The sequence below is a fragment of the Bacteroidota bacterium genome, assembly GCA_018266835.1.
In the GTDB taxonomy this organism is placed as follows: domain Bacteria; phylum Bacteroidota; class Ignavibacteria; order Tepidaquicellales; family Tepidaquicellaceae; genus JAFDZO01.
Genome location: JAFDZP010000002.1, coordinates 201,587 through 214,540, shown reverse-complemented (window position 1 = coordinate 214,540; position 12,954 = coordinate 201,587). Strand labels below are relative to the sequence as shown.

Here is a 12,954-nt window from a genome sequence, read left to right as displayed (position 1 = left end):
TTTTAAAACTGAACTGTCAGTTTTGCAGTTGGCAGTGAATACTTCTCCATAAATATCCCCCCGTATCTTTCTTCAACTCTCATTCCTGTTTTCACTTCCATTTTTTTATTGAACATGTTTACGCTCCATACTGCATCTGCAGCACTTAGCACGTGATTGACGATTACTCCCATCACAAATCTTGTTGAGGTATCATAATAATCATTAGCTCTCTGTCTGTCATACGAGTAACTTATAAAAATAGGTGTCTTATAATTTTCGTACCAGTTGGGATCATTTGCTCCACCGTTCTGATTTATTACCGATATATCTGCATCGGGCCATCCTGCTACAAAGTTCTGATATTTACCTATGAGTTCATAATACTGCTGAGTTCCGAATACAGGAAGTGTGTGCGAAAAATTTTGCGACTCGACTGCATTAAGCTGTGAACGGAGCACATTTAAATCCTGTTCATTAGGGTTAACGGTTGCTCCGCCTGTTACCTTATCATGAATCCACTGAGCGTATTTATGAATGTTCCAGTTTTGGTCAGCATACGTATGATAATAATCTGTCTGCGCATCGCCTTTGTTCTGGTAATTAACATATCCGTACCACAAGCCTGCTTCAATTGCTAAAAATATCCCTGCCTTGATATAACTCTTTGCATAAAATTCACCTGCGCCGGGTAATATGCCTGAAAGCACTGCTCCAAGTACGGGAGATTTTTCAGTTGAAGCAGAAATAGATTTATGAAAATTATCTTTTACATCTTTTTCTACTTCATTTGCCTGAGAAACTTTTTTTGCGGATAAAATATAATTTGTAAGGTCTTCTTTCTTGGATAATTCCTGTGCAAATGACGAGGAAATAAGAACGAAAGAAATGATTATTACCAATGCGTTTTTCATCTAATAATAAATTTTGTTTAAAAATAGGGCGTGAGCCGGTAAATATTGAGTCTTTATTTTTTCTCCTGCGTTAAATTCTTTTTTTACTTCTTCAACAGTTATGTTTCCTCTTCCCGCATCTATTAAGCAGCCGAGAATACTTCTTACCATACTGTGTAAAAACCTGTCGGCGCGTAATTTAAAAATTATCTCACCTTTACTTTTGTAAAATTTGTAAGTAAGCAGGTTAAGGTCGCAGATAAAATTATGCTTATCGTCTTTCTTTTTAGTTAAAGGGAAAAAACTTTTTCTTCCGATGAAGAATTTGATTAAATTATCGATTACTTTAAAATCAGGCTCTCCGAAAATTCTGCAATAGTAATTTCCTTCGATGGATTTTCTTCGCAAAGATATTTTATAAATATATTCTCTTTGTTTAGCTGAGAAACGCGCATGAAATTTCTCAGGTACAATACTGATTTTTTTAACTGTAATAGATTTTGGTAACTGTGAATTTAACCGGTAGAGGAATTTATCAGAATGGATTTTATGATTAGTTTTGAAATTTGCTATCTGGTTTATTGCATGCACGCCGGCATCTGTTCTGCCGGCTGCATATAAAGTTATTTTCTCTTTTAATAAAACTTCAAGCTTTTCTTCTAAATGTCCTTGTATTGTTTCTTTACTGTAAGATTGTCTTTGCCATCCTAAAAAATCTGTTCCATCATATTCAATTGTCAGCTTGTAGTTGTAGAACTTATTTCCTTTTAATTCTTTATCCAAAAATTTTTTTTATCAAAAATTCTTAGAGAAGTTCAGCTTAAGTCCGTCGATTCCGTAATCTTTCTGAATAAGTTCAGGCTGAATATTTAACGTAGTCGAATTATTCCTTCTGTTCGCTAAAATAAGAGCGCTTATCCCGCTTACAATTCTGTTAACTATAAGTGTTGTGCCGAACACAACCCTTGTATTATAAACTCTTTCACTTTTCTTTCTTTGCTCTTCAAATGTGCTTTTGTTATTAACGCTGTTCCAGTTCCAGTAATAGGTGTTTACATCATATAACTGAGTGTACTGTCCTCTGGCTAATGCATCGTTATTGTAATCATAAATACTGTTGTAGTTTCCAACATTAGCATAATAATTATCATCTTTACCGGTTTTATTAAGACCTGCGTTTTCAGCTGCAAATGTTCTTGAATCCTCTCTCAAAGCATTTCCATAGATATTTAATCCTGCATAACCGAGCCATGAGGCGGCTTCACCCATTACGAAGAATTTACCCACGTCCATTCTATCTATGTAAAGATGTCCTGCACCGGGTAGAATTAATGAGAGTATCATTGCAAGTCCTGCAGATTTTTTGCTGCCGGCAGTTTTGATTTCAACTTTTGCGGAATCCGATTTCAGATTTAAAAAGTTGTTCGTTAAATCCTTTTTGTTAAATTTCTCTTGTGAGAACTCAGTTGATTGAGAGAATGCTGCGTTAGCAAATGAAACGCAGAGTATTACCATTAAAAACTTTTTGAACATTTATTTCTCCGACTCTAATAATTTTGTAATTTTTTGTTTAAATTCAGACGGCTTTAAAAAACCAGTAACTCTCAATCCGGTAATCTCTTCTCCTTTTGAGTTCATAAATAATACTACGGGAAGCCCTTTGATGTTGTATTTATTGGAGATGGCTTCGTTCTCCTTTGTTAAATCAATTTTAATGGTGTTTAACTTAGAAGACAAGTCAATAATTTCTTTATCTGTATAGGTATATTCGTCCAGTTCCTTGCATTGCGCGCACCAGTCAGCGTAGAAATCAATCATAACAGGTTTCTTATCTGAACTGACTGAACTGCTGATTTGTTCCACCGATGTTAAATTCTTCCACTTAACTTCTTCTTTTCCTTCGTTTGGTTTTAATATCCATGCTCCGTAAAATACTGCAAGCAGTGCAATCAAAGTTTTGAATTTTGAGAAGCCGGTTGAGTTGCTTCCTTTTTTATCCAGGATAGCTAAGTAAATTCCCGCTGCTATTAAATATATAGGGTATATGAGTGCGAACAAATGTTTGCCGAAAATAGGAGCAAGTGTGTTCAGCGCCATTCCGAAAAGTATCAGTCCGAAAATTGTTTTCACGCCTTCCATCCATGCGCCTGAACGCGGCAGCTTGCTGAGTGAACTTGATGATGCTGCAAGAAATATATACGGAACTCCGAGTCCTAATGAGAGAACGAAGAACAATAAAAATCCCATGAATGCGCTTCCTGTTTTACCGACATAAACAAGCAAGCTTAATACAAAGGGACCGATACATGGCGCGGCGATGAAACCGACGGTTAATCCCATAACTAATGAACCGACGTAACCTGAACGGTTTTTATTTCCCATCAATGCAAGTTTCTGCGGAACGCGGATTTCAAAGAGTCCGAACATGCTTGTACCAAGTGCAATTAATATTAATGCAACGCCTGCAATCACAAAAGGATTTTGTAATGCAGTACCTAGAAGTCCTCCTGTTAATGCGGCAAAAACACCGAGTGATGAGTATGTTACTGACATACCGAGAGCATAGAACACTCCCATCATAACACTCTGTGATTTGCTTCCGCTTACCTGCGCGCCGAAGTAGCTGACTGTAATTGGAATAAGCGGGTAAACGCAGGGAGTTAAGTTCAATGCAAGTCCGCCAAGGAAAATAAATATCAAAGCTAATGCTAATCCTTTTTCTTCAACGATGTTCGTAACCTGTTCTTCGTCAGGATTTGAAGTCTTGGGATTTTCAGTCAGCTTAGTTGTATTTTTTGTCCCTTCGGTTTTAGCTGTCGGTACCTGAGGAAAAGTATATTGTATTTTTGAAAAGTAAAGTGAGTTAAGTCCCGCTTTGCTGTCTCCTTTGGCAGAGACTGAAATCTGCACGCTGTCCTTCCATGTTTTAGGAGGATAGCAAACTTTATCATCGCATGCTTGGTAGCCGATTTGCAGAGGTACTGAATAATTCCCTTCAGCTAAACCTTCTTTAGGTTTTAGTAAAATACCAATGATAATTTCGTGCTGATAGACTCGAAGCTGAGTTGAGCTGAATTCAAATTTTAACAGTTCATCCTTCGGATAATAAATTTTTGAGATTGCAAAATTATCTGATGAAGATGAGATGGAAGTAGGAATTAAAGTCGGGTCAGAAACTTCGTAAGAATTCATGTGATATTTTTCTTTCACATAAACTTTTGCTGCGATTAAAATGGAATCGGAATTTTTATAAGAACTTTGTCCTGTGAAAAACTTTGCGTCGATATACTGAGTCTGTGAAAAACTTTCTGAGGAAATCAGTAAAAGAAGCAGAACAAAAATATTTTTGAATATACTTTTTATTGGCATGGCTGGGATTTAGTGAATGAATAAATTATACCCATAATATTTTAAATTCAATATAAAATAAAACGTTAAAAAAAATTTTTAATGCGTATTACTACTAATAGGGGGTAACTGTTTTGTGCTATGCCTCAAATTTATTATATTGATGTAAAGTTCAACAACTTAATTGAATAAAAAGTTGTTATGAAATAAGATTTGTGATAGTTATAAGCAGGAACTTCTACCGGAAATAAAATGTAACAATAATGTGACAATCAGCAATCCCTGAAAATAAAAGTACTGAAAAAACAGTATACACTTTTTGAAAATGTAACAATAATGTGACAATGAAAGTGATTCCGGAAAGTAAGTATTTTTAATCCTTGAAATTCAAAGGGACAATATGATTACTATGATTTTAAACTTTTTAGGTATAAATTCGGTTCTATTTTGTAAATAAAAAATAGTAAAATAGAGAGCTAAGTTATTGTTTTAACAATTTTAGTGTAATATCATTGGGCTCCCATCCTTGAAACTTCAATTAAATTAAGTTATTTTTGTATATACAAAGTTTATTTGAAAGTCAATTTAAAAAGCGCTATAGAGATAAAACAATACCATTGGCTGTAAAATTTTTAAAAACTAAAGGAGAAATAATAAATTGAAACCAACAACAAAATCCAAGAGTGATAATCCCTTGAGCGAGCTGATTGATGATGATGTGTACAATACACTGAAAAAATACAAATTACTCGACGAGAAGGCTATCAGGGATTACAAAATCCGTCAGATGTACAAGGATATGAGGAGAGAAATGAGTGCAGGTGAAGCTATTGACAAGATTCAGGAATTATTTCCTTATCTCCAATTCGATACAATCAGAAAAATCGTTTATCAGGTTTCCAAATAATTTTATTTGATTATATTTGAAAAAAGTAAAGCCGTCCGGGCATTGTCAGGACGGCTTTTTTATTTATATCAATTGTATATTGAGATTAAGATGTAAAATGAGAATGAATTGAAAATTTGAATTAATTAAATGATTTTAACAAATAATGAAGCTAAATAATGTAATTGTTGAAAAACTCCTGACAGAGTTTTTGCGAAATGAAACATATAAGATAGGTCTTAAAAAAGCCGTCATCGGTCTTTCCGGCGGAATAGATTCTGCCGTCTCAACTTATCTTGCTGTCCGTGCCTTCGGAGCGGAGAATGTTAAGTGCATTCTTATGCCTTACAAAACCAGCAGCAAGGAATCTGTCATTGATGCAATGCGAGTCGTGAACGATTTGAAAGTCCCGCACGAAAAAATTGAAATTACCGATATGGTAGATGCCTTTATCAAAAACACGAATGATAAGGACATCACAAATATGCGCAAAGGAAATATGATGGCTCGCGCAAGAATGATAATTTTATATGACCAGTCAGCAAAGGAAAATGCACTTGTAATAGGGACGAGTAATAAATCGGAAATACTTCTTGGCTACTCGACTTTGTTCGGAGATTCTGCTTCGGCAATAAATCCCATAGGTGATTTATATAAAACCCAGCTTTGGGATTTAGCAAAACATCTTAACATTCCTAAAGAGTTAATTGAAAAGCAGCCATCCGCAGATTTGTGGGAAGGGCAGTCAGACGAAAACGAACTCGGTTTTACCTATAAAAAAGTTGATGAGTTCTTATTTCAGAAAATTGATGAACGAAGAACAAATGAAGAGATTGAAGCAATGGGGTTTGAAAAAGAATTTATCGAACGGGTTAATAAAATGATTCACAGGAATCAGTTCAAGCGTCTTCCTCCTTTGATTGCAAAAGTTATGAACAGAACAGTAAACGTTGACTTCAGATACAATAGGGACTGGATGACATAATCAATTAGTAATTAACAATTAACAGATTAAAACTCACTTAAACCTTTGCCCCTTCCTTTTCAAGGAGGGGGTTGGGGGTGGCTATCAAAAACACAATTGATTAAAGCCCAAATAAAACTATTCATATAAAATTTTATAGCACTTGTTCCACCTCCATTATAAGGAGGGGGTTAGGGGGCGGTATCAAAAATGAAAATTTTCAAACTCACATTTCTTCTTCTTTTCCTTTTCAACGGCTGCTTTGCGCAAACTGATTCTAAAGTTTCTTCCGGCTCAGTTAATTCAGAGGGATTCAGAAACGGAATAGTCAGCTCCGCAGATGAGCTTGCATCACAGGTAGGAATTGAAATTCTTAAAAAAGGCGGCAACGCAGTTGATGCTGCAGTTGCAGTGGGATTCACGCTTGCAGTCGTTTATCCCGGAGCAGGAAATATAGGCGGCGGAGGATTTATGCTTATACATCTTAAGGACGGAAAAAATATTTCAATCGATTACAGAGAGAAAGCTCCGATTGGTGCGTTCAAAGATATGTATCTTGATTCCAACGGCAATGTAGTTAATGGTTTAAGCACCACAGGACCGCTTGCAGGAGGCGTTCCGGGCTCTGTTGCAGGAATGCTTTATGCACTTGAGAAGTACGGCACAATGTCCCGACAGGAAGTAATGCAGTATGCAATTGATTACGCAGAGAACGGATTTAAAATCCACAAACGCTTAGCGGAAAATATAAACTCACAGCAAAAAGAATTTCAAAAGTTTCCTTCAACAATGGAAATTTTCGGAGGCAAATTTAAAGAAGGTGATTTATTAGTTCAGAAGGACTTGGCAAAAACATTAAGAAGAATATCTGAGCAGGGAAGAGACGGATTCTACAATGGAGAAACTGCCGAATATATCTCTGAAGAAATGCGAACGGGTTACGGCATCGTTACAAAAACAGACTTAGAAGCATATGATGTAAAGGAAAGAACTCCGTTAGTTGGGAATTACAGAGGGTATGAAGTTATTTCAATGCCTCCTCCTTCAAGCGGCGGAATTTGTTTATTGTATCTACTGAACATACTTGAAAATTATGATTTGAAATCATTGGGATTTCATTCACCTGAAACGGTCAATCTTATGACTGAAGCAATGAGAAGAGTTTATGCAGATAGAAGTAAATACATGGGCGACCCTGATTTTGTAGAAGTTCCTGTTGATGTTCTTGTATCCAAAAATTATGCGAAGGAGAGAATGAAAAATTATGAACCGGGCAAGGCAGGCAACAGCAAGGATGTTCAGCCGGGAGAAATTACAAAGAAAGAAAAAACTGAGACAACTCACTATTGCGTTGTTGATAAGGACGGGAACTTAGTTTCAACAACAACAACTCTCAACGATAACTTCGGAAGCAAGCTTATTATAAAAGGCGCGGGATTTTTCTGGAATGATGAAATGGATGACTTCTCATCCAAACCAGGAGCGCCGAATATGTACGGACTTGTAGGCAGCGAAGCAAATTCAATCGCTCCCCAAAAAAGAATGCTTAGCAGTATGACTCCGACAATAATTCTCAAAGATAATAAGCCGTTCATGGTTGTCGGTTCTCCCGGCGGAGGAAGAATTATCACTTCCGTTCTGCAAACGATTGTGAACGTTATTGAGTTTAACATGAGCTTAAGCGATGCAGTTGATTCACCGCGCTTCCATCATCAGTGGCTGCCGGATGAAATTCAGATTGAAAAAGGTGTGTTCGATAATAGTACAGAGAAAGCATTGAAGAATATGGGATATGGATTAAAAGAAATCCCTCAATTCGGAAGAGTTGAAGCAATTTTATTTAAAGAAGACGGGAGTTTTATAGGACACTCAGACAGAAGAGGTTACGGCAAGGCCATAGGATACTAAGTTAGATATATAAGAAAGTTTAAATATTAATTTTAATTCCCCCGTGATATTTGCCCCTAAAAGCAAGTTTGATAATTTTTTATATAAGCAGATTTTCTATCATAACTTTAAGAAAAACTTTGCAGGCATTAATGTAAAAAATTTTGAGAATGTAATTAACGTAATATCGCAATCACGGCAAAATAATACTCCTGTTATTTTTTGTTCAAACCATTCTAACTGGTGGGATGTAAACCTTGTAATACTATTATGTCTCGAGTATTTTAAAATAGATTCTTATTTCATCACAACCGGTAAAGAAAGATTTAATAAAAATCTTAACAAGCTCGGTGCTGTTCATATTGATTCTGAAAATTTAAAAGATAAAATTGAATCAATCTCAAATTATCTTAAAGAAAGTTCAAAATTCTTATGGATTTTCCCGCAGAACGATATTACCGATATAAATAAAGAGATAAGATTTACTCCTATAGTTTCAGACCTTGTTGAAAGTCTTAAAGAAGTTATTTTATTAAGCTGCATGATTGATTATCATTACATCGATAGCAAGAAGCCGGAGATATTCATAGATTTTTTTGAAAGCAAAAATTTTACGGGGATAAGTTATCTGAATAAAGAGTCATTCACGATGAACCTTGAACAGAAATTTGAATACAAGATAAAAGAATTTCAGCAGAAAATTGCAAACAGAGATACAAAAGATTTTAAGAAAATATTGACAGGCAAACATTGAGAATTATTTTTCATATCGATATGGATGCATTCTTTGCATCTTGCGAGGAGGCCATCAATCCTAAGCTAAGAGGCAAAGCGCTTATTGTCGGCGGCAACAAAGAAGACAGGAGGGGAATTGTAATGTGCCCCAACTATCTTGCCCGCGCAAAAGGAGTCCGTACTGCCATGCCTATTGGAAAAGCAATTCAGCTCTGTCCCGAAGCAAATTATATCCGCAGCACAAGGGGATTGTATTCTGATTACTCTAAAAAAGTCCGCGCAATTTTTTATAAATACACTCCTATGGTTCAGCCTGTAAGCGTAGATGAAGCTTACATGGATGTAACAGATGTATTGCATGCATATAATAATGATTACATTAAGCTGGCAAAAGAATTAAAAGCTGAAATAAAAAATACACTTGATATTACTGCTACAATAGGTGTTGCATCAACAAAGCTATGCGCAAAGATGGCTTCGAAAATGCAGAAGCCTGACGGACTAACAATAATGCCGCTTGGTAAAGAAAAAGATTTTATAAAAAACATTCCGATTGAAAATATTCCGGGAGTGGGTAAGTCATCACAGCCGAAATTAAAAAAGTACGGCATTAATGTTATAGGAGATATTCTAAAATATGATAAGGAGTTTTACGAGTCGCTTGGAATGCACACTGATTTTTTAATGAACGTTGCCAATGCAACAACTTCCGACAAAGTTAATTTTGAAGGTGAAGATGACAGAAAATCTCTATCTAAAGAAAATACTTTCTGGGAAGATACTAATGACATGACGTTTTTAAAAGCGGAGCTATACTCTTTGATGGAAAGAGCTTGTTTCAGTCTGAGAAGAGAGAACACTGTTGCGAAAACTATTACAGTGAAAATTAAATTTACTGATTTCAAAGTGAATCAGAAATCATTCACACGGACTAAATATTCCAACATGGAAAAAGATTATTACGAAGCCGCAGTCAGACTGCTAGAGATGATGATGTCTTCAAGAAAAAAAATAAGACTGATTGGCGTAAAGTTTTCCGAGCTGGAAGAATCTGATAACACATATCAGGAAGAGTTGTTTACCGATGTAGATAAAGAAAAAAATCTTGTAGAGAAGATAGATTTACTTCGAAGTAAATATAACTTTGGAGTTTTATCTTATGGGAAGAATATAAAAAAATAAAGCCCTTCCGCCATGGCAGAAGAGCTTTTTATTGAAAGAAATTTTAACTTCTATTTTTTTTAGAATACTCTGTATCCAAAGCCAATTCCGAATACATAAGATGGGGGAACGCCTTTCTCGGCAATCCATGAACCTTTAACGTACGAGAATAACTGACTGTATATATTATAATCAAATCTCGCAACAAGACCTACGTGTGGTCTTGAGTCGGCGTATTTAAAGAATCTGTTGCTTACTAAAAGATTTGCCTGCACACCTGTAACTGAACTTAAGTTGTAAAACATATCTACTCTTGCGCCTATAAGACTTTGTAAGCCCGGAACGTATCTGCTTCCGAAAACACCTGTGCCGTTGAACTCTTTGAAGAAGTCAAGATTATTCCTATCGGGAAGAAATGCTAAATAATTCTGAAATATACTTTCAGGATTACTGCCCGACTTTAAATCGCTGCCAACTGCCATTGTATCTAACGGCATTGAATAAAACCCTGAAAGCAGTAAGTTAGTTTTCTTATTCATGTTTATAGCATAAACTCCTGAAACAGATGCATAATGTTCGTGCGGTTTATTTTTTTCAATGTTAGAAAGCTGATATTGAATCTGTGCTTGTACCTGATATCCTGCATACTTTGGATAAAAAACATATTTCTTGCTTGTGTTTCTTAAAATTTCATAGAGCTCAATAGATGGTCTTGCGCCCAGAGGACCTGAAATATATCCTGCCTGTAAAAGGGCTTTTTCCACATCTCCAAAAAGCTCGATAAATTCATCATCTTCATATTTATCAAGGTACATTCCATCGCGCTGCTGATAAAGTAATACTGAAATTTCTCTTAAAGTTTTATCATCTAAATTTCTGTCGATAATTTTTTTCTTTACAAGTGCTTCATCAAAGTCATAAGCGTCCTGTACTACTGCTCTGTTATTAATTCTTCCGTAACCTAATGCTCCCCATAATGCTGATGAAGAAACATTTGTATCAATGTGTTCAACTTCCTGAAAATCTCTATCGAGCTTAAACATATCATTACCGCCGCCAATAGCTCCCGTAATATAAAATTTATTAGGCTTAAAATAATAACTTGCTGCGGCATATAATGCTGCCTGAAAACGCGAGAATCCAAAGTTACCTGTATCAGGTCCTTGTGGAGTCTTTGACCAAGTTCTTATAAAACTTGCTTTTCCATAACCTGCAAGCAGCAAGTTGTCTGTAAACTTCCACTGTCTGTAATCAGCAGTTAGATTCATTTTGAATTCCGTTATACCTACGGAATCATTTTTCTTGTAGCTGAGGAAATCAGCAGTCTCATCACCCAGGTTGCTTGTAAGATAAAGTCTTTTCCCATGAGTATTAGAAAGCACATTCATATCGTCGTAAAGCTTTTGAGCAAAAGAATTGCTCACAAAAGAAAATAATAATAGTACTAGGAACGGGTAAATTTTTTTCATATTAAGTAAGATTAATTTAGAAAAGGCTGAAGAATTCGTTGAGGCGAATTTTCAGATGGATGAAATAAGTGCGGGATATGTTACAACATATAGATTTAGATCAATTATTACTAATCAATTCAAAATCATTTTAAAAAAAAGCCCTTTGAAAAATCAAAGGGCTTTTATATAAATCATATTAAAAAAGTATTTCAGAATATTCTGTATGAAAATCCTGCCGATAATGAATATTTAGTCGGAGTAACTTCAAATGGGTCGGTTTCTTTCAGCACTTCTATCTTACCGTAAGATGTGAGGCTGTTGAATATATTATAATCTATTCTTGCTCCGAGTAAAAACTGCACGTTTGCATCAAGATATTTGAATTTATTTACACCTACTGCCAGTGTTCCTGAAACGCCGGCAACTGAACTTAGGCTGTGATATACATCTGCGCGGACACCGTACATTGTATGCAAGCCGGTTACATATCTCTTTCCGTATTCACCTGCCCCTATGAAAGTCTTAAAGAAATCCAGATTGTTTCTATCAGGAAGAAATGCAAGATAATTTTCGAAGTCAGAAGTAGTTGTTGCAATCGGCGCTTCTTTGAATGCAGCTGTATCAAGGGGAACTGCAAAAAAACCTGAGAAGACCATATTTGTTTTGTTTGTCAGGTTCAGGCAATATGCTCCCGAAAGAGAAAAATAATGTTCATGCGTTTTATCTTTGCTTTCATTTGCAAGCTGATATTGAACCTGCCCCTGCACCTGATAACCGCTGTACTTAGGATAGAAAATATATTTCTTGCTGGTATTTCTTAAAATTTCATACATGGTAATTGCCTGCTCTGCTCCTAATTTTCCGTCGATATAACCTGCAGTTAAAAGCTCTGCTTCAATATCTTTAAAGAGTTTTGAGTATTGATCGTCTTCATATTTATCCTGATACTCTCCGTCTGCCTGGCGATAAAGCATTTCAGAAATTTTGCGTAAAGTATTGTCATCAAGCTTTCTGTCTGTAATTCCTTTCTTCATAAGGCTCTCGTCAAAGTCGTAAGCGACTTCAACAACCTGCCTGTTATTAATTCTTCCGTAACCCAATGCTCCCCAGAAAAAAGCGGGTGCAATTGTTGAATCAACTGTTGGGGGTGTTGGACCCGGGTCTGATGTATAAACCTGTTTAGTATGCTGAAGGCTTAAACCTAAAGCTCCCGTTACATAAACTTTATTCGGCATTAAATAATAACTGGCTGCTCCGTAAAGCTGTGTATTAAAATTTTTGGATTCAGATGTATTTGATACAGGGATAATTCCCGCATTGAATTTTGCTTTCTGATATTCTACCGTTGCGCGTACATATCCGCCAAGCAGAAGATTTTTTGTAAATTTCCACTGCCTGTAATCAGCATATAAATTTAATTTATAATTAAAATTTGCAGTGTCCTGATATTCAAGGGAAAGTAAATCTCCCGGGAACATGGGATTTGTAGAGCTTCCGACAGTTAACCTTCTTCCTTTTGTTTCAGCTAGGGGATTAATATCGTCGTACAATTTTTGTGAATAAGATTTATTGCTTACAAAAAACACAAGCAATAGAATACAAGAAAAATAAATGTTTTTCATGCCTGGATGATTAGGGTTAAAAAATACC

General features: G+C 35.8%; 11 protein-coding genes. 5 read left to right on the top strand and 6 right to left on the bottom strand.

Features of this window, described 5'->3' with window-relative positions; genetic code table 11:
* Positions 1 to 2: 2 nt before the first annotated feature.
* Genes JST55_02835 through dsbD form a run of 4 tightly spaced genes read right to left on the bottom strand, consistent with a single transcriptional unit; the run spans position 3 to position 4,241 of the window.
* The gene (locus JST55_02835) at positions 3 to 893 is read right to left on the bottom strand and encodes a hypothetical protein (protein ID MBS1492416.1); all 891 of its coding nucleotides are present in this window, start codon (positions 891 to 893) and stop codon (positions 3 to 5) included.
* Positions 894 to 1,655 carry a tRNA pseudouridine(38-40) synthase TruA gene (gene truA, locus JST55_02830; GenBank protein MBS1492415.1) on the bottom strand — a complete coding sequence of 254 codons (762 nt, stop codon included), beginning with the start codon at positions 1,653 to 1,655 and terminating at the stop codon, positions 894 to 896.
* Between the two features lie 12 nt (positions 1,656 to 1,667).
* Positions 1,668 to 2,387: a hypothetical protein gene (locus JST55_02825; protein ID MBS1492414.1), complete on the bottom strand. Its 720-nt coding sequence runs from the start codon at positions 2,385 to 2,387 to the stop codon at positions 1,668 to 1,670.
* Between the two features lie 18 nt (positions 2,388 to 2,405).
* Complete coding sequence (gene dsbD, locus JST55_02820; GenBank protein ID MBS1492413.1) at positions 2,406 to 4,241, bottom strand: protein-disulfide reductase DsbD; 1,836 nt, start codon at positions 4,239 to 4,241, stop codon at positions 2,406 to 2,408.
* A 637-nt stretch (positions 4,242 to 4,878) separates the two neighbouring features.
* On the opposite strand from dsbD, the gene JST55_02815 reads away from it, so the two are divergent.
* The 5 genes from JST55_02815 to dinB all read left to right on the top strand — a co-directional run bounded on the left by JST55_02815 (position 4,879) and on the right by dinB (position 9,874).
* The gene (locus JST55_02815; GenBank protein MBS1492412.1) at positions 4,879 to 5,127 is read left to right on the top strand and encodes a hypothetical protein; all 249 of its coding nucleotides are present in this window, start codon (positions 4,879 to 4,881) and stop codon (positions 5,125 to 5,127) included.
* Between the two features lie 145 nt (positions 5,128 to 5,272).
* On the top strand, positions 5,273 to 6,091 hold the full coding sequence (locus JST55_02810; protein ID MBS1492411.1) for an NAD+ synthase: 819 nt from the start codon (positions 5,273 to 5,275) through the stop codon (positions 6,089 to 6,091).
* Positions 6,092 to 6,280: 189 nt separating this feature from the next.
* Positions 6,281 to 7,978 carry a gamma-glutamyltransferase gene (gene ggt / locus JST55_02805; protein ID MBS1492410.1) on the top strand — a complete coding sequence of 566 codons (1,698 nt, stop codon included), beginning with the start codon at positions 6,281 to 6,283 and terminating at the stop codon, positions 7,976 to 7,978.
* Positions 7,979 to 8,021: 43 nt separating this feature from the next.
* Positions 8,022 to 8,711 carry a 1-acyl-sn-glycerol-3-phosphate acyltransferase gene (locus tag JST55_02800; GenBank protein MBS1492409.1) on the top strand — a complete coding sequence of 230 codons (690 nt, stop codon included), beginning with the start codon at positions 8,022 to 8,024 and terminating at the stop codon, positions 8,709 to 8,711.
* Positions 8,708 to 9,874 (top strand): DNA polymerase IV, encoded by a 1,167-nt coding sequence (gene dinB, locus JST55_02795; protein ID MBS1492408.1) that lies wholly within the window; start codon positions 8,708 to 8,710, stop codon positions 9,872 to 9,874. Before JST55_02800 ends, dinB begins: the two co-directional genes overlap by 4 nt.
* Before the next feature lie 59 nt (positions 9,875 to 9,933).
* On the opposite strand, the gene JST55_02790 is transcribed toward dinB, so the two are convergent.
* On the bottom strand, positions 9,934 to 11,322 hold the full coding sequence (locus tag JST55_02790; GenBank protein ID MBS1492407.1) for a hypothetical protein: 1,389 nt from the start codon (positions 11,320 to 11,322) through the stop codon (positions 9,934 to 9,936).
* Positions 11,323 to 11,513: 191 nt separating this feature from the next.
* Complete coding sequence (locus tag JST55_02785) at positions 11,514 to 12,926, bottom strand: hypothetical protein (protein MBS1492406.1); 1,413 nt, start codon at positions 12,924 to 12,926, stop codon at positions 11,514 to 11,516.
* Positions 12,927 to 12,954: the final 28 nt, after the last annotated feature.

Bases quoted from the DNA above. Each gene is read 5' to 3' on its own strand.
- JST55_02835 (MBS1492416.1), bottom strand. From the start codon at position 893: ATGAAAAACGCATTGGTAATAATCATTTCTTTCGTTCTTATTTCCTCG.
- JST55_02825 (MBS1492414.1), bottom strand. From the start codon at position 2,387: ATGGTAATACTCTGCGTTTCATTTGCTAACGCAGCATTCTCTCAATCA.
- dsbD (MBS1492413.1), bottom strand. From the start codon at position 4,241: ATGCCAATAAAAAGTATATTCAAAAATATTTTTGTTCTGCTTCTTTTA.
- JST55_02810 (MBS1492411.1), top strand. From the start codon at position 5,273: ATGAAGCTAAATAATGTAATTGTTGAAAAACTCCTGACAGAGTTTTTG.
- ggt (MBS1492410.1), top strand. From the start codon at position 6,281: ATGAAAATTTTCAAACTCACATTTCTTCTTCTTTTCCTTTTCAACGGC.
- JST55_02790 (MBS1492407.1), bottom strand. From the start codon at position 11,322: ATGAAAAAAATTTACCCGTTCCTAGTACTATTATTATTTTCTTTTGTG.
- JST55_02785 (MBS1492406.1), bottom strand. From the start codon at position 12,926: ATGAAAAACATTTATTTTTCTTGTATTCTATTGCTTGTGTTTTTTGTA.